Source organism: Streptomyces sp. NPDC090499 (assembly GCF_044769305.1).
In the GTDB taxonomy this organism is placed as follows: Bacteria; Actinomycetota; Actinomycetes; order Streptomycetales; family Streptomycetaceae; genus Streptomyces.
In genome coordinates this window covers 396,637-413,369 of the sequence record NZ_JBIVXP010000005.1, presented here as the reverse complement: position 1 = coordinate 413,369, position 16,733 = coordinate 396,637, and the positions used below count along the sequence as shown (strand labels likewise).

At 72.3% G+C, this 16,733-nt stretch carries 14 protein-coding genes; 7 read left to right on the top strand and 7 right to left on the bottom strand.

What is annotated here, in order from left to right; all coding sequences use genetic code 11:
- Positions 1-8: 8 nt before the first annotated feature.
- Both ACIQVL_RS21115 and lysX read right to left on the bottom strand, forming a co-directional pair.
- On the bottom strand, positions 9-845 hold the full coding sequence (locus tag ACIQVL_RS21115; RefSeq protein WP_403440091.1) for a polysaccharide deacetylase family protein: 837 nt from the start codon (positions 843-845) through the stop codon (positions 9-11).
- Positions 846-961: 116 nt separating this feature from the next.
- Positions 962-4,234, bottom strand: coding sequence for a bifunctional lysylphosphatidylglycerol synthetase/lysine--tRNA ligase LysX (gene lysX, locus ACIQVL_RS21110; RefSeq protein ID WP_403476066.1), 3,273 nt, complete (start codon positions 4,232-4,234; stop codon positions 962-964).
- 196 nt (positions 4,235-4,430) lie between these two features.
- On the opposite strand from lysX, the gene ACIQVL_RS21105 reads away from it, so the two are divergent.
- On the top strand, positions 4,431-4,886 hold the full coding sequence (locus ACIQVL_RS21105) for a universal stress protein (RefSeq protein WP_403440093.1): 456 nt from the start codon (positions 4,431-4,433) through the stop codon (positions 4,884-4,886).
- Here the strand turns inward: ACIQVL_RS21105 and ACIQVL_RS21100 are convergent.
- A complete protein-coding gene (locus tag ACIQVL_RS21100; RefSeq protein WP_403476065.1) occupies positions 4,822-6,069 on the bottom strand; it encodes an MFS transporter in 1,248 nt (415 codons plus the stop codon). The genes ACIQVL_RS21105 and ACIQVL_RS21100 overlap by 65 nt on opposite strands.
- A 102-nt stretch (positions 6,070-6,171) precedes the next feature.
- Between ACIQVL_RS21100 and ACIQVL_RS21095 the strand changes: the two genes are divergently transcribed.
- Complete coding sequence (locus ACIQVL_RS21095) at positions 6,172-7,122, top strand: LysR family transcriptional regulator (protein ID WP_403476064.1); 951 nt, start codon at positions 6,172-6,174, stop codon at positions 7,120-7,122.
- A gap of 60 nt (positions 7,123-7,182) precedes the next feature.
- A complete protein-coding gene (locus ACIQVL_RS21090) occupies positions 7,183-8,595 on the top strand; it encodes an amino acid permease (RefSeq protein WP_403476063.1) in 1,413 nt (470 codons plus the stop codon).
- On the opposite strand, the gene ACIQVL_RS21085 is transcribed toward ACIQVL_RS21090, so the two are convergent.
- A complete protein-coding gene (locus tag ACIQVL_RS21085) occupies positions 8,592-9,407 on the bottom strand; it encodes an alpha/beta fold hydrolase (RefSeq protein WP_403476062.1) in 816 nt (271 codons plus the stop codon). The two genes, ACIQVL_RS21090 and ACIQVL_RS21085, sit on opposite strands and share 4 nt — an antisense overlap.
- Positions 9,408-9,505: 98 nt before the next feature.
- On the opposite strand from ACIQVL_RS21085, the gene ACIQVL_RS21080 reads away from it, so the two are divergent.
- Positions 9,506-9,979 (top strand): MarR family winged helix-turn-helix transcriptional regulator, encoded by a 474-nt coding sequence (locus ACIQVL_RS21080; RefSeq protein ID WP_403440102.1) that lies wholly within the window; start codon positions 9,506-9,508, stop codon positions 9,977-9,979.
- Between the two features lie 78 nt (positions 9,980-10,057).
- Here the strand turns inward: ACIQVL_RS21080 and ACIQVL_RS21075 are convergent, their stop codons facing one another.
- Positions 10,058-11,206, bottom strand: coding sequence for a CapA family protein (locus ACIQVL_RS21075; protein ID WP_403476061.1), 1,149 nt, complete (start codon positions 11,204-11,206; stop codon positions 10,058-10,060).
- A 221-nt stretch (positions 11,207-11,427) separates the two neighbouring features.
- On the opposite strand from ACIQVL_RS21075, the gene ACIQVL_RS21070 reads away from it, so the two are divergent.
- From ACIQVL_RS21070 to ACIQVL_RS21060, 3 genes are all read left to right on the top strand, one after another.
- Positions 11,428-11,976, top strand: a complete 549-nt coding sequence (locus ACIQVL_RS21070; RefSeq protein ID WP_403440107.1) for a sigma-70 family RNA polymerase sigma factor — start codon at positions 11,428-11,430, stop codon at positions 11,974-11,976.
- Between the two features lie 144 nt (positions 11,977-12,120).
- Positions 12,121-12,636, top strand: a complete 516-nt coding sequence (locus ACIQVL_RS21065) for a hypothetical protein (RefSeq protein ID WP_403440109.1) — start codon at positions 12,121-12,123, stop codon at positions 12,634-12,636.
- A 149-nt stretch (positions 12,637-12,785) separates the two neighbouring features.
- Positions 12,786-13,442, top strand: a complete 657-nt coding sequence (locus ACIQVL_RS21060; RefSeq protein WP_403440111.1) for a zf-HC2 domain-containing protein — start codon at positions 12,786-12,788, stop codon at positions 13,440-13,442.
- A gap of 19 nt (positions 13,443-13,461) precedes the next feature.
- Here the strand turns inward: ACIQVL_RS21060 and ACIQVL_RS21055 are convergent, their stop codons facing one another.
- Both ACIQVL_RS21055 and ACIQVL_RS21050 read right to left on the bottom strand, forming a co-directional pair.
- Positions 13,462-14,325 carry an Fpg/Nei family DNA glycosylase gene (locus tag ACIQVL_RS21055; protein WP_403440113.1) on the bottom strand — a complete coding sequence of 288 codons (864 nt, stop codon included), beginning with the start codon at positions 14,323-14,325 and terminating at the stop codon, positions 13,462-13,464.
- A gap of 163 nt (positions 14,326-14,488) precedes the next feature.
- Entirely contained in the window at positions 14,489-16,588 is a 2,100-nt protein-coding gene (locus tag ACIQVL_RS21050; protein WP_403476060.1) for a SpoIIE family protein phosphatase, read from the bottom strand.
- Positions 16,589-16,733 lie beyond the last annotated feature (145 nt).

Below are 16,733 nucleotides of genomic sequence, written 5' to 3'. Positions count from 1 at the left end.
GGGCCCGTTCACGTCCGGCGGCGGGGCACGGTCAGGCGGTAGCCGTTGTCCAGCAGATAGGGCAGGTACTCGCGCAGGGCCCGGACGCTCTGCGAGCGGTCGCCCCCCGCGTCGTGGGAGAGGACCACGACGCCGGGGGCGGCGCCGTTCTCGATGGTGTCGACGATGGTGCGGGTGCCCGGTTCGGTCCAGTCGGTGCTGTCCACGGTCCAGGCCATCGGCTCCATGCCCATCTCGGCGCCGAGTTGGAAGGCGGCGCGGTTCCAGGCGCCGTAGGGGGCGCGGAACCACTGGGGGCGTTCGCCGTAGGTGTCCTCGATGGCGTCGCTGGTGCTCGTCATCTCGTCGCGGATCGCCCGGCGGTTCAGGGTGGTCAGCAGCGGATGCGTCCAGGTGTGGTTGCCCACGACGTGACCCGCCTCGGCCATCCGCGCGACCAGTTCCCGGTTCACGACGATGCACTCCCCGCACAGGAAGAACATCGCCCGCACGTCGTACTTGGCGAGGGTGTCCAGGATGTGCGGGGTGTAGTTCGGGTTGGGGCCGTCGTCGAAGGTGAGCATCATGCGTCGGCCGCTGCGGGAGATCTCCGTGATGGGTTCCGTGCGGACCTTGAGCTTGCGCGGCGCGGTGCGCGGCGGGCCGTACCCGGTGAGCGGCTGGAGCCGGAAGGCGGAGGACTTGAGTGCCGGACGGGCCTGCGGTCCCGCGGCCGGGGCGGCGGCCCCGCCGGCCGTCTCGGCGGCGCTGCCCGCCAGCACGATGCCCGCGGTGCCCGCGGCTCCCAGGGCGGCGCCGCCGGCGAGCAGCAGTCGGCGCCGGGTGAACAACTGATCCTTCTGCATGACTCATCAGTCGCCCGGCAGGACTCCGGCGCAGCACATCAACACCGGTGCGGCGGTGGGAAAGCACCCGCACGGACCAGCAACAAAAGGTTTCGGTAAGAAAAGGCCAAGAAGCGTCAGCGGCGGCGGACCAACGGGAAGGGAAGCGTCTCGCGGATGGTCAGGCCGGTGAGGAACATGACCAGCCGGTCGACGCCGAGGCCGAGTCCGCCGGTGGGCGGCATCGCGTATTCGAGGGCGTCGAGGAAGTCCTCGTCGAGTTCCATCGCCTCGGGGTCACCGCCGGCCGCGAGCAGCGACTGGGCGGTGAGCCGGCGGCGCTGTTCGAGCGGGTCGGTCAGCTCGGAGTAGGCGGTACCCAGTTCGGTGCCGAAGGCGACCAGGTCCCAGCGCTCGGCGAGCCGGGGGTCGGTGCGGTGCTGCCGGGTGAGCGGGGAGACGTCGGTGGGGAAGTCCTTGTAGAAGGTGGGCAGCCGGGTCCGCTCCTCCACCAGGCGCTCGTACATCTCGAGCACCACGTCGCCGGGACCGTCGTCGGCGGTGTACGGCACCCCGGTCCGGTCGCAGTGCCGGTGCAGCCGCAGCAGTTCGGTGCCGGGGCCGATCTCCTCGCCGAGCACCTCGGAGATCGCCCCGTACACGGTCCGGACCGGCCAGGTGCCCGAGATGTCGTACTCCTGCCCGCCCCTGCGGGCCACCGGTGCGCCGAAGGCGGCGGTCGCGGCCCCCTGGACCAGTTCGCGGGCGAGGTCGAGCATCACGTCGTAGTCGGCGTACGCCTGGTAGGCCTCCAGCATCGTGAACTCGGGGTTGTGCTTGTGGGAGACGCCCTCGTTGCGGAAGGTCCGGCCGAGTTCGAAGACCTTCTCCAGGCCGCCCACGCAGAGCCGTTTGAGGTACAGCTCGGGGGCGATGCGCAGGTACAGGTCGAGGTCGTAGGCGTTGCTGTGGGTGGTGAAGGGCCGGGCGTTGGCGCCGCCGTGGATCTGCTGGAGGATCGGGGTCTCGACCTCCAGGTAGCCCCGGTCCAGGAGTCCCTGGCGCAGCGCCTGTACGAGGGTGGAGCGGGTGCGGGCGGCGGCGCGGGCGGCGGGGCTGGTGGCGAGGTCGAGGTAGCGGCGGCGGACCCTGGCCTCGGGGTCGGCGAGCCCGCGGTGTTTGTCGGGAAGCGGGCGCAGGCACTTGGCGGTGAGCCGCCAGTCGGTGACGAAGAGGGTCGGTTCGCCCCGGTCGCTGACGCCCATCCGGCCGGTGGCGGTGATCTGGTCGCCGATGTCGGTGTCGGCGGTGAACCGGTCCAGGGCGGGTCCCGACCCGTCGCGGGTCAGGGCGAGTTGGCGGTCGCCGGACCAGTCGCGGAGCGTCACGAAAACGATGCCGCCGAAGTCGCGGACCAGCATCACCCGCCCGGCGACGGTGGCTGTCTCCCCCGCGCGCACCTCTGCGAGGGCCTGAGGCGGTGCGCCGGCGGCCACCGGGTAGGGGTCGACGCCCGCCGCCCGCAGCCGCTCCAGTGTGCGGCGCCGGACCCGGAACTGGTCCGGCAGGCCGGCGTCCGGTGCGCCGGGCCCGGTTCCGTCCCCTCCGTCGACACCGGGCACCGGCGCGGACTGCGGCGCCTCGACGGGCCGCGGTCCGGTCTGCGGGTGCCCCTTTCCCCAGAGTTTGCGCAGGGACGGTACGGAGACGAATCCTTCGGCGATCCCGGAGGCGAGGCCGATCCGGGCGAGCGAGCCGGCCTCGCCGTAGCAGAGGAAGCGCGGGTACCACTCGGGGCGGTACTTGGCGTTGGAGCGGTACAGGGCCTCCAGCTGCCACCAGCGGGAGAAGAACAGCAGCAGCCGGCGCCACAGCCGCAGCACCGGTCCGGCGCCGATGCGGGCGCCCTCCTCGAAGACCGAGCGGAAGACGGCGAAGTTCAGCGAGATGCGGTGTACGCCCAGTTTGGGGGCGGCCTCGCACAGGTCGGCGACCATGAACTCCATGACCCCGTTGGGTGCGGTGCGGTCACGGCGCATCAGGTCCAGGGAGATGCCGTCGCCGCCCCAGGGCACGAAGGAGAGCAGGGCGAGCAGCCGGCCGTCCTCGGACACGGCCTCGACGAGCAGGCAGTCGCCGTCGGCAGGGTCGCCGAGCCGGTCCAGGGCCATGGAGAAGCCGCGCTCGGTCTCGGTGTCGCGCCACGCGTCGGCCTTGTCGACGACCTCCTCCATCTCCGTCTCGGTGAGGGTGGCGTGGCGGTGGATGCGGCAGGTCGCGCCGGTGCGCCGGACGCGGTTGACGGCCTGCCGGGTGACCCGCATCTCGCGGCCGCCCAGGTCGAAGTCGGCGACGTGCAGGATCGCCTCGTCGCCGAGTTGCAGCGCCCCGAGTCCGGCACGGACGTAGGCCCTGGCGCCGTCCTCGGAGGCGCCCATCACCGCGGGCACCCAGGCGTGCCGCCGGGCCACGTCCAGCCAGGCGGCGATGGCGTGCGGCCAGGCCTCCGGGTCGCCGACGGGGTCGCCGCTGGCCAGGCAGACGCCGGCCTCGACCCGGTAGGTGACGGCGGCCTTGCCGCTGGGCGAGAAGACGACGGCCTTGTCGCGCCGGGTGGCGAAGTAACCGAGGGAGTCCCGGTCGCCGTAGGCCCTGAGGAGGGCGCGGATGCGGGTCTCCTCGTCGCCGTGCAGGGCCGCTTCCAGGCGCTGCGAACGGAACAGGGTGGCGGCGGCGTTCAGCAGGGCGAGGGCGCCGAAGAGGCCGAGCAGGAAGGCTACGAAACGGGGCGGGCGGCCGCCGTAGCTGCCGCCGGAGACGAGTCCGCCGCAGACCCGGTCGGCCGCCCAGGCCAGGTGCTGGCCGTGCGGGAGCGAGCCGGGGAAGAGCGAGACCAGGCCCCAGCCGGCCACGATCGCCACGAGCAGGCCGGCCAGCAGGACGGCGAGGGCCCGGCGCACGGCGGCTCTCCGGGAGGCGGCGTAGAACTCCCGGCGGGCCACGATCAGCAGGGCCAGGGCGAGTCCGCAGACCACCAGTGAGCTGAACGGGTACCAGCCGAAGCCGAAGGCGACGGTCAGGACGTCGGCCAGTACCAGCAGGCCGAGGTAGATCACCACCAGCCACCAGGCGACCTTCTTGCGGGCGGCGGTGGCGCCGCCGAGCAGGAACAGGAAGACCGCGTAGGCCAGGTTGGGGCTGACGGGCACCGCGACGGCGTCGACGAAGTGCACGACCGGGTGGAGCAGCACGCGCAGCGGGGCGATGAAGGAGAGCAGGGCGCACAGCAGGGCGAGGGCGCCGAAGAAGGTCCCGAAGGCCTCCGGCACCCAGGTCAGCCGCCCGCCGCGGGGCGGGCGTATCGGGCCCGCCGACTCGCTGCCCGTGGCGGGCTGCACGGCGGCACTCATGTCTCCGACTGTAGGAAGGGGGCGGCGGACTCGCCCGTCGAGCGACCTCGGCCGCCGTACGGGTGCGGGTCGTGGGTGGTTGCTCGGGGAACTGCGCGAGCAGCCCCCACCGGGCCCGCACCCGGACGGCGCACGGCCGGCCCGGCGGCGGGCCCCGGGCCATGACCGGACCTGCGGATTCCGATAGCCTCGGATCGTGGCGGAACAACACCAGTTCGAGCGGGGCACGGACGGCCCCAAGGTCATCGTGGTCGGTATGGACGGCTCGGACTCCTCGTGGCGCGCGACCTCCTACGCCGCGGGTCTGGCCCGGCGCCAGCACGCACTGCTGGCCGTCGTCTACGTCCAGCCGGTCCTGGCGGCCGGCGCGGCGCTCGGGGCGCCGGTGGCGGAGACCACCGACGAGATCGCGGAGGAGCTGGTCGCGCAGATCAGGGACGCGGCCGAGCGGCTCAGGGGGATATTCGAGGTGCGCTGGGAGTTCCACACCTTCCGCGGGGACGCCTTCAACGGGATGGTGAAGGCGGCCGACGAGCTGAAGGCCGACGCGGTCGTGGTGGGCGCCTCCGAGCAGGCCGGCCACCGGTTCATCGGCTCGGTCGCGATCCGTCTGGTGAAGGCGGGACGGTGGCCGGTGACGGTCGTGCCGTAGCGGTCTCCCGCAGGAGCAGCAGCGGGGTCGCCAGCAGCAGGATCCCGGCGACGGCGATCGCGGTGCGCGGGCCGGTGAGGCCGGCCAGCAGGCCCCACAGGGCGGTCAGGGCGGCCGTGGTGGCCTTGCCGGTGACCGACCAGGCGGACAGGGTGCGGGCGACCCGGTCGTCCGGGGTGTGCTCCAGGCGGCGGGTGGCGTACACCGGGCTGTAGACGGCCGAGCAGGTGATCACGCCGAACTCCAGGACCATCACCAGCAGCAGTCCGCGCAGTCCGGGCCCGACGAAGGCCAGCCCGAGGGGCCAGACGGCGCGCAGGGCGCTCGCGGTGCGCAGCACCCGCCACTGGCCGTACCTGGTGACCAGCGGCCGGGCCAGCCGGGCGCCGAGGAGGCCGCCCAGGCAGGGCACGGCGAAGGCGAGGCCGTACTGCCAGGGGGTGAAGCCGAGCCGGCCGAGCATGAGGACGGCCAGCGGGGGTGCGGCGACCATGATCAGGGCGTTGCCGGCGAGGCTGTTGAAGAAGAGGGGCCGCAGGGCGGGGCTGGTGAGGATGGACCGCCAGCCGTCGAGCAGGTCGGCGGCGCGCAGGCGCTGCGCGTCCCGCGGTGCGGGGCGGGGCTCGCCGCCGCCGACGGCCCGGATGCCGAGGGCCGACAGCAGGAAGCTCACCGCGTTCGCCGCGACGGTGGTGACCGGCCCGAACAGGCCGATCGCGGCACCGCCGAGGGGCGGGCCGAGGACCAGCGCGGTCCAGTTGGCCGACTCGAACCGGGCGTTCGCGGTGAGCAGCCGGTCGGCCGGGACGAGGGACTTGAGGAAGGCGCCGGAGGCCGCGTTGAAGGTGATGTCGGCCGCCGCGACGACCACCGAGACCAGCAGCAGCTGGCCGAGGCCGAGGGCACCGAGGGCGTAGGCCATGGGGACGGTGAGCAGGGCGGCGAACCTGACGAGGTCCATCGCCATCATCACCGGCCGCTTGCGCCGGAACTCCACCCACGGCCCGAGCGGCACCGCGGCGACGGCGCCCACGGCGGGCCCGGTCGCGGCGAGCAGCGCCACCTCGGCCGGCCCGGCGTGCAGCGCGATGACGGCGATCACCGAGAACGCGTCGAAGGCCAGATAAGTGCCCAGCGCACTCACCGAGTACGCGGCCCACAGCCACCCGAACCGCCGCCCCATGCACAACCTCCCGTTGACCCGGGACATGAAAACGCGCAGGTGGCCGCCGGATCAAACAACCTCCGGGCGCATTGGCACAACCATCGGTTGTACGGTGTGGAGGTGGACCTCACCGCCGTGCGCACCTTCGTCGCCGTGGCCGACGCCGGGCAGTTCCAGGAGGCCGCGGCGGTGCTGGGGGTCACCCAGCAGGCGGTGTCCAAGCGGATCGCGGCGCTGGAGCGAGAGCTGGGGGTGCGGCTGTTCACCCGGACCGCCAGGGGCGCCGAGCCGACCGTCGACGGCCGGGCCTTCCTGCCGCCCGCCCGTGAGCTGCTGCTGGCCGAGGAGCGGGCGGCCGCCTCGGTACGGCGGGGCCGGCGCCCCCTGCGGGTGGACGTGGTCGGCTCCCGGCTCGCCCCGGCGGCGCTGCTGCGCGGCTTCCACGAGGCGCACCCGGACCTCGGCCTGGACGTCGTCACCCTCTTCGACGTGGAGTCGGCGCTGACCGCCCTGCGCTCCGGTGCCGTCGACGCGTCCTTCCGGGCCGTCGCCATGCCGGGCCGGCCGCTGCCGAGGGGCATCGAGGCCGTCCGGGTCTACGACGAGCCCGTCCAGCTCCTCACCGGCCCGGGGCACGCGCTGGCCGGCCGGACCTCGGTCACGCCCGCGGAGCTCGCCGGGCACCGCATCTGGATCCCGGGCATCGTGGAGGGCACCGAGTGGGCCGCGTACTACGCCTCGCTCGCCGCCGAGTTCGGACTCGCCATCGACTCCTCCGGCCCCAACTTCTCCGGGGCGTTGCAGGACGCGCTCGCAGGCTCCGACGCCCTGGCGACCCTCGTCAGCGAGCAGACCAGGCTGGCCTGGCCGGACAGCCACGACCTGCGCCGGATCCCGCTCCTCGACCCGACCCCCCTCTATCCCCACTCACTGCTCTGGGCCACCGCCAACCCGCACCCGGCGCTTTCCGCCCTGCGCACCCATCTGGCCGCGGTCCGCCCGCCGCGGACCGCCGCCCCGACCTGGACGCCGGGCTGGGCCGGGACCGTGCGTGGCGTCTTCCGTCCTTGACGCCCCTGCGCCATCATGATCGGCCGTCAGCCGTTCGCGATCGGCGAAGAGGTGAGGCACATGGCCAAGCTCCGTATGGGTGAAGGAATTCTCCGTCGCAAACCCATCGAACACATCGAGGAGACCGAGGTCACCGAGGGCGCCCGGCTCGACAGATCGCTCGGGCTGGTACAGCTCACCGCGATCGGCGTGGGCGGCATCATCGGTGCGGGCATCTTCACCCTCGCGGGCACGGTCGCCAACGAGACGGCCGGGCCCGCCGTCCTGGTCTCGTTCCTCATCGCCGGGGTGGCGAGCGCCTGCGCCGCGCTGTCGTACGCCGAGTTCGCCGGGCTGATCCCGAAGGCGGGGTCGGCGTACACGTACGGCTACGCGGTGCTCGGCGAGTTCGCGGGCTGGTTCATCGGCTGGGACCTGCTCCTGGAGTACACGGCGATCGTGGCGGTGGTCGCGATCGGCATCTCGGGGTACTTCAGCTTCCTGCTCCAGGAGATGGGCGCGAACCTGCCGCACTGGATGCTGGGCGCGCCCGGCACCGGCGACGGCCACCGGGTCGACCTGTTCGCCGCCGCGCTCTGTCTCCTCATCGCCTACCTGCTCAACCTCGGCATCCGCAGCGCGGCCCGCTTCGAGACGATCGTGGTGGTGCTCAAGGTGCTGGTGGTGCTGCTGGTGATCGGCGTGGGCGTCTTCCACATCGATTCGGCGAACTACCACCCCTTCTTCCCGTTCGGCGTCAGCGGGGCGTTCACCGGTGCGGCGACCGTGTTCTTCGCGGTCTTCGGGTACGACGCGATGTCGACGGCGGCCGAGGAGTCGAAGGACGCCCAGCGGCACATGCCGAAGGCGATCATCTACTCGCTGGCGATCTCGATGGTGCTGTACGTGGCGGCCTGCCTGGTCCTGACGGGCATGCAGAACTACAAGGAGATCGACCCCGAGAGCGGCTTCTCGACGGCGTTCAAGTCGGTGGGGCTGAGCGGTCTCGCGGACGTGATCGCGGTGGGCGCGATCATCGGCATCCTGACCGTCATGTTCACGTTCATGCTGGGCGTGACCCGGGTGTGGTTCTCCATGTCGCGGGACGGGCTGCTGCCGAGCTGGTTCGCGAAGACGCACCCGACGCGGCACGTGCCGACCCGGGTGACCTGGATCGTGGGGGTGGCCTCGGCGCTGCTCGCCGGGTTCGTGCCGATCGGCGAGGCGGCCGAACTCACCAACATCGGCATCCTGCTGGCGTTCGTGGTGGTGTGCACGGCGGTGATCGTGCTGCGCTACCGGCAGCCGGAGCTGCCGCGCACCTTCCGTACGCCGTGGATGCCGTTCGTGCCGGCGCTGGGTGTCGTCTTCTCGATCTGGCTGATCACGTTCCTGAAATGGGAGACCTGGGTGCGGTTCGCGGTCTGGTTCGTGATCGGGTGCGTGATCTACTTCGGCTACTCGTACAAGAGGTCGAAGCTGGCCGGGCGTTAGAGCGCACGGAGGAAGCCGAGCAGGAGGGCGTTGAAGACCTCCGGCTTCTCCAGGTTCGGGTAGTGGCCGACTCCTTCGACGACCTCGGCGCGGCCGTGCGGCACCTCGCGGGCCAGGCGGTCGGCGGCGGCGAGCAGGTCGGCCGGTTCCAGGCTGCCGTTGATCGTGAGCACCGGGACGTCGATCTTCGGCACCCGGGGCCAGGAGCCGGTCACGCGCACCAGCCGGTCGGGCTCGTCGGGCGTGTGCTTGGAGACGGAGTGCAGGGCCAGCTCCCGCAGCCGGCGCGGGATCTCGGGGTCGACGGCGTCCAGGGTGCGGTGCTCGCCCGCCACGACCTTCACGAAGGCGTCGAGCCAGCCCTCGATGTCACCGGCGCCCAGGGTGCGGGCGTATTCGGCCTGGAGTTCCGTGTGCCAGGGGTCGGTGTACCGGAAGTCGCCCGTCACCGCCCCGCAGGTGACCACCGCGCGGACCAGCTCGGGGTGTTCCAGCACGGTGTCGGTGGCGATCACGCCGCCCATCGAGACGCCGACGACGACGGCGGGGCCGGCGTCGAGGTGGCGCAGGAGTGCGGCGAGGTCGTCGGCCCAGCGGAACGGCTCGCTCGCGTTGGCGGAGAAGCCGTGGCCGCGCACGTCCGGGGCGATCACCCGGTACTCGGCGGCGAGCGCCGGGATCTGCCGGTACCAGAAGCGGTGGTCGACATACCCGGAGTGGAGCAGGACCACCGGGTCGCCGGAGCCGGTGTCGAGATAGGCGAGGTCGCCGTCGGAGGACGGGAGGAAGCGGACGTCCGCAGCATCGTTCATGACAACCAAGGTGTCATCTTCGAGTAGGTTTGACAACCTGGTTGTCATCATTCCTTTGACACCTGGGTTGCCATGACGGCGGGGTGCATGATGGCCGGGTGAACGACATCGACAAGCCCCTCGCCCCCGACGAGCTGGGTGAGCGCATCACCGAGGTGTTCGATCTGATCGGCCCGCTCTACCGGCGCGCGTTCCGCAAGGTCGAGCAGGGTGAGCAGATCGAGGGGGCCTCGGTCGGGGTGCGCTCGGTGCTGGACCTGCTGCGCCGGTACGAGCCCATGACGGTGCCCCAGATGGGCCGGATCATGGCGCTGAGCCGGCAGTTCGTGCAGCGCATGGTGAACGACGCGGTGGCGCGCGGCTGGGCCGAGGTCACGCCCAACCCGGCGCACCAGCGCTCCTCGCTGATCCGGCTCACGGGCGAGGGCCGGGCGACCGTCACCGCGGTCCTCGCCCGCGAGCACGCCCTGAACCGGCAGGTCGGCGGCGACCTGACCGACGCCGAGCTCACGGCGTGCGTGCGGGTGCTGAAGCAGCTGCTGGTGACCTTCGATCACGTCGACGTGGAGTGACCGCCGCGCACCAGGTGACCGCCGCGCATCAGGTCACCACCGCGCACCAGGTGACCGCCGCGCATCAGGTCACCACCGCTACTCCCCCATGATCAGCCCGTCCTTGGCGGCGCCGCGGCTGAGCACGACGTCCCGGATGGCGTCCCGGGTGGCGGTGAAGTCGGCGCCCTGGTCGATGGCCGCGTTGAGGTCGACGACCCGGCCGGCGTCGACGTCGTACAGCTGCGGGACGAACTCGGCCTTGGCGACCTCCCAGCGGCCGCCCGGGGCGGTGGGCGGGGCGAAGGTGAAGCGGGCGAGGGTGGACTGGTTGCCGCGCGGGTCCTGCCGGCCCTGGCTGTTGTACATGTCGCCGGCCAGCTGGTCGCCGAGGCCGTAGACCACCCAGGTGCCGTTGACCTTCTCGTAGGCCTGCGGGATGTGTGCGTGGGTGCCGAGGATCAGGTCGATGTCGGGGCGGCCGCCGGTACGGGCCTCGGTGAGCCGTTTGGCGAGGGTGAGCTGCTGCTGGTCGGGGGCGTCCGTGCCCTCGGCGCCCCAGTGCACCGAGACCACGACCACGTCGGCGCCGGCCTGCCGGGCGGCGCGGGCGTCGGCGAGGATGCGGTTCTCGTCGAGGAGACCGATCGCCCAGGGCTGGCCGGGCGGCAGGGAGTTGCCGTTGACGTCGTAGGTGTAGGAGAGCTGGGCGACCTTGGCGCGGCCCGCGGTCATCAGGGTGAGGGTGCCGGCCTCGGCCTGGGTGCGGGCGGTGCCGGCGTGCCTGACGCCCACCCGGTCCAGGGCGTCGAGGGTGCGCTGGATACCGGCGGCACCGTCGTCCAGGGCGCGGTCGGAGGCGGTGGAGCAGCCGTCGTAGCCGGTGGCCGCGAGCGCCTCGGCGAGCTGTGGCGGGGAGGTGCGGCCGGGCCGGTCGCCGTCCGTGCCGGTGACGGTCGCCAGGTGACAGAGCGCCAGGTCGGCGCGGGAGACGACGGGCGCGACGCCCGCGAGCATCGGGCGGAAGTCGTAGCCGTTGCCGCCCGCGTCGAAGCTCGCATGGTCATACGCGGAGTTCAGCGGCATGACGTCACCGGAGGCGACGAGGGTGAAGCCGGTGGCGGGCACGGCCGGTGCCGGTTGCGGGGGCGGGGCCGCGTTCTCCTCCCGCACGTGGTTCTGGCATGCGGCCGCGGCGGCGAGCAGGGCGGTCAGGGCCAGGGCCGCCTGGCGTCTGCGATTGATCATCAGGAGCACCCCAGAGTCGCAAGCCTTGTCCGATTTACAGATCAATGGGTACGAAGGTGGAGGCGGCCGCAAACAACTCAGGCGCCCCGATTGACCCATCCGGGTCGGGTACGGGGGTTGCGGGACCGTTCGTCGCACCGTTCACCGACGCGATCGACCGTCCGCCGCACAGCCGTGCATGCCCCCTGTCCCCCGGCCGGGCCCTGCGATGCCATACGGCCATGACGGCCGGAACCACCCATCCCCACGGGACGACGACCGCCGAGCACGAGCTCGTCGCGCTCCAGCGCGAGCACGGCCGACCGCTCTTCGCGCTGCTGCTCCGGCTCAGCGACGGGGACCGGCAACGGGCCGAGGACCTCGTCCAGGAGACCCTCGTCCGCGCCTGGCAGCACCCCGAGGCGCTGCGCGCCGACGACTTCGACTCCGTGCTGCCGTGGCTGCTGACGGTCGGCCGGCGGCTCGCCATCGACGCGCGCCGGGCCCGGCAGGCGCGGCCCGCCGAGGTGCACGACGCCGTCCTGGAGAACACCCGGGCCACCGGCGACCACGCCGAACGCGCCGCCGCGACGCTCGACGTCCGGGAGGCTGTGAAGACTCTCACCCCCGAACACCGTGAAGTCCTGGTGCTGGTGTATTTCCAGGGGGCGAGTGTGGCGGAAGCAGCCGAGACCCTCGGGATCCCACCCGGTACCGTGAAGTCGCGGGCGTACTACGCGCTGCGCGCCCTGCGCCGGGTTCTGCCCGGTTATGCACCCGACCTGCACTGAAACCGCATGCCAGGTCAAACCTCGGTAAAGCGCCTTGCTGAGGACCATGTTTGGGCAATCAGCTGTCTTCATCCGTGTTCCGCACCGGGAGAGGGACGGACCCGGGGTCGGGGCCACGCGCGCACCGGAGGAAGGCAGGACGGGATGCTGCACAGAGGTCAAGAGAGCACGGACGGGGCCGGAAGCGGGGAACTGGCGGTCCCGATGGCCTGGTTGTACGCCGAGTACATCGCCGACGAGTTGCTGCGCACGGGCGATCTCATGCCACCGACGTCCTTCGAGTTCCGCGCCGGCCGCGACGCGCTGGCACTGACCATCTTCCTCTCCGACACGGACGGCGAACTGTCGGGCATCCGGGTCGTCTCCCAGTTGGAGAACTGGCTTTCGCTCACGGCGTACGACCAGGCCTGGCAGGACTGGGTCGGCGAACGTATGGCTGTGGTGACGGCCGAGACGGCCGAGTCGGGCGGGCAGTCACCGGACCTGGATCTGGCCACGGCCGCCTGGCGCTGGCTGGAGGAGACCGAGCTGCTCGCGCCCGACCTGGACGCGGTGCCGGGCGGTGGTTCGGTGTTCGGCGAGGACGACGGACCGAAGGTGTGGACCCCCGCCTGGCGGCTCGGACTGCCCCTCGGGCACCTCGCCATCCATCTTTTTTGATTCAGGACCAATCCGCGGGCCCGGCCGCTCCGAATCCGTTGATTACGATTCTGTACGTGGCTTGAGTGAAACGGCTGCCGACTGCGTACGGGTGGGAGCAAGGAACAACGAGTAACCCCCACCCGCACCCATCGGCACGAGGATTCGGCATGAGGTCCCTGGAAAGGCATCGCGACGTCGGCGCGTACGCGCTCGGCGTGCTGGACGAGGCGGAGGCCTTCCGCTTCGAGGACCATCTCATGGAGTGCCCGAGCTGTACGGCACACGTGACCGAGTTCGGCCCCGCGGCACGGCAGTTGATGCTGTACCGCCGGGCCACGCCGCGCTTCGTGCACCCCATGGCCCAGCCCGGACCCCGGCTGCTCGACCGGCTGCTCGCCGAGGTCGCGACCCGGCACCGGACCAAGCGCCGCAAGCTGCTGTACGGCCTGGCCGCCTCGGTGGTGTTCGCGGTCGCCGGCCCCGGCATCGCGACCTACGTCGGCCACGACGCGGCGCCGGCCGTGCAGGTCACCGCGGCCACCGACGCGCACTCCGGCATCTGGGCGCAGGTGAAGTCGGCAGACACGGACTCCGGCGCCGAGATCGAGGTGAAGGTCAAGGACCCGGACGGACCGCGTTCCTGCCGCCTGGTCGCGGTCGGCGACGACGGCTCCGAGCAGGTCGTCACCACCTGGGCCGAGCGCAATCACGACGGCCGGATGAGCACCATGATGGGCAGCTCCTCGATGCATCCCGACGAGATCGACCGCTACGAGGTGCGCAACGCGGACGGGCAGCGCCTGGTGACCCTGGACCCCAAGTGAGCACGGGAGTGAGAACGGGCTACCTGAGCAGCCGGGACATGCGGCGGTCCGCGAGCGGCTTGCCGCCGGTCTGGCAGGTCGGGCAGTACTGCAGCGAGGAGTCGCTGAAGGAGACCTCGCGGATGGTGTCGCCGCAGACCGGGCAGGGCTCACCGGTCCGGCCGTGGACCCGCAGACCGCTCTTCTTCTCGGCCTTGAGCCGCCCCGCCGCCAGGCCGTGGGAGCGCTCCACCGCCTCGGTGAGGGTGGTGCGCAGCGCCGCGTACAGCCGGTGCGTCTCCTCCGGTGTCAGGGACGCGGCCAGCTTGAACGGGGACATCTTCGCCGCGTGCAGGATCTCGTCGCTGTAGGCGTTGCCCACCCCGGCGATCAGGCTCTGGTCGCGCAGGGCGCCCTTGAGCTGCCGCCGTTCGTCCTTCAGCAGGGCGGCCAGCCGGGCCTCGTCGAAGTCGCCGGCGAGCGGGTCGGGGCCGAGCCGGGCGATACCGGGCACGTCCTGCGGGTCACGGACGACGTACACGGCCAGCTTCTTCTGGGTGCCGGCCTCGGTGAGGTCGAAGCCCGCACCGGTCTCCAGGGCCGCCCGCAGCGCCAGCGGGCCCTTCCCGGGGCGGGGCGGCCCGTCCGGCAGCCGGTCCTTCCACTGGAGCCAGCCCGCGCGGGCCAGGTGGGTCACGAACCGCAGTCCGCGGTCCCCCTCGATGTCCAGGAACTTGCCGTGCCGGTGCACGGCGACGACCTCGCTGCCCTCGAAGGCGCCGACCGGGGGGTCGTACGTCTTCAGGACGCTGACGGCGACCGGCAGCACGCGCACGACCTGGCGGCCGACCAGGTGCTCGGTCAGGAAGTCCCTGAGCGCTTCGACCTCGGGCAGTTCGGGCATGCGTCCAGGGTGCCATCCGCTGTGCCTACGCTCCGCCGCAAGTGCCGCATCGGGTCGTCTTGCGGCTGCGGCACCGTGGGGGCTGGTCGCGCAGTTCCTCCCCCAGCCTTCGGCCGGGGGTACCCCCAGCGCCCCCTCGGGGGCGCTGCCCGACCGCAGGGGATCAGGTCCCGGCGTCCTTCTCCGGCATGCGGAACTCGCACCAGACCGCCTTGCCGCCGCCGCGTGCCTCCACGCCCCAGGCGTCGGCGATCTGGTCGACGAGCAGCAGCCCCCGTCCGGAGACGCCGTCCTCGCCGGCCTCGCGGCGGCGCGGCAGGGCACTGGAGGAGTCCTCGACCTCGACGCGCAGCCGGCGGTCGGCGCCGGCGAGGACCCGGATGGTGACGATCGCGGAGCCCTCGGTGTGCATCAGCGCGTTGGTGATCAGTTCGTCGGCGACCAGCTCGATCTCGTCGGCGCGGTCCCCGGCACCCCAGGCGCGGACGGCGGCCCGGACCATGTGCCGGGCCAGGGCGAGCGCCTCCGGGTCGCCGGAGGCCACGTGCTGCTGGAGGCGGCCGACGGCCTGCCCGGTCTCGGAGCCGCGGCGGCGCAGCAGGAGCAGGGCCACGTCGTCGTCTCCGCCCTGCTCGTCGGCGATCTCGATGAGCAGGTCGGCGAGGTCGCGCACGTCCTCCGGCCCCTTGGCGACCTGCTCGGCCAGCGCCCGCATGCCGTCCCCCAGGTCCTTGCCGGGCTGTTCGACGAGCCCGTCGGTGCACAGCAGCAGCGTCTCGCCGGGGTCCAGCTCCAGGGTGGACACCGGGTACTCCAGGCTGTGGAACTCGGCGGACAGGCCGAGCGGCAGCCCGCCCTCGACGGGCACCCGGCGGCAGCCGCCGTCGGCGCCGCGGACCAGCGGGTCGATGTGCCCGGCACGGACCACCTGGACGACGCCGGTGGCCAGGTCGGCCTCGGCGTACAGGCAGGTGGCGAAGCGGTCGGTGTCCAGCTCGTCCAGGAAGACGGAGGCACGGGCCATCACGGTGGCCGGGGCGTGGCCCTCGGCGGCGTAGGCGCGCAGCACGATGCGCAGCTGGCCCATGACGGCCGCCGCGTGCGTGTCGTGGCCCTGGACGTCGCCGATGACCGCGCCGACCCGGCCGCCGGGCAGCGGGATGAGGTCGTACCAGTCGCCGCCGATGTCGCGGCCCAGGGAGCCGCCGGCTGCCGCGGAGCGGTAGCGGACGGCGACGTCGGCGCCGGGCACGCTGGGGATGGTGCGCGGCAGCATGGCCTGCTGGAGGCCCTGGGCGAGGTCCTTCTCCTGCTCGAACAGCATGGCCCGCTGGAGGCTCTGCGCGATGCTGCTGCCGAGGGCGACCAGGACGGCGCGCTCCTCGGTGGAGAAGCCGAGCCGGTCGTTGTAGAGCAGGCCCATGGCGCCGATCGGGCGGGCCTGGGCGATCAGCGGCAGATAGGCGGCCGAGGTGATGTGCAGGTCGGTGATGTGCGGCCACAGTATCGGGTAGCGCTCGGCGAACTCCTCAGGTGACTCGATGAAGCGCGGGCTGAAGGTCTGCACCACCTCGCCCATCGGGTACGGCTCGTCTATCCGGGTGATCCGGGTGCCGGGCACGAAGCTGCCGGCCGGTCCCTCGGCGACCAGCCGGATCCGGCCGGCCTCCACCAGGCCCATCACCAGGCTGGTGGCGCCCAGGTTGGGGATGCCGTGGGTGTCCTTGAGGACGTCGATGACCTCCTGGACGCTGCTGGCGTGGGCGAGTGCGGCGGTGACCGCCTGGACGACGCCGGTCTGCCGGCGCAGTGCCTGGCCCTGGGCGTCCCGCAGGTTCCGGGCCTCGCCGTCCTCCAGTTCCCGGGTGGCGTCCCGGACGATCCCGACGACGCGGCGCGGGCGGCCGTTCTCGTCGCGCCGGATGTAGCCCTGGGTGTGGGTCCATCGCGGAGTGCCGTCGCGGCACCGGATGCGGAAGTAGGTCCCGTAGTTCTCGCTGCCGTCCTTGATGGCCTGGGACACCACCGCGTCCAGCCTGCTGGACTCGGCCGGGGGTACCCGGACGGCGAGGGACTCGGGGCGGCCGTCGTACTCCTCGGGGGTCAGGTCGAACACCTCGTACGCCTGGGTGTCCATGTGGAACAGGCCGGCGTCGAGATCCCAGTCGAAGGTGCCCATGTGGTTGAGCGCCAGGATCGGGTGGTCCAGATGGGCGGGCCAGTCGTCCGGGAGTGACGGAGCGCTCGCTCCCCGGTCAGCCATGGGGCCACCATGCCAGGGGAACCCCTCATGGGCAATTCATCCCCTATTGTCTGTTTCACTCGCCCGGGTTACGCAAGCGGGGAGGCACGGTACACAGGGTGACAGGCCCCGGCCGGTCCGGGGGCCGCACACTGGAGAGAGGCAG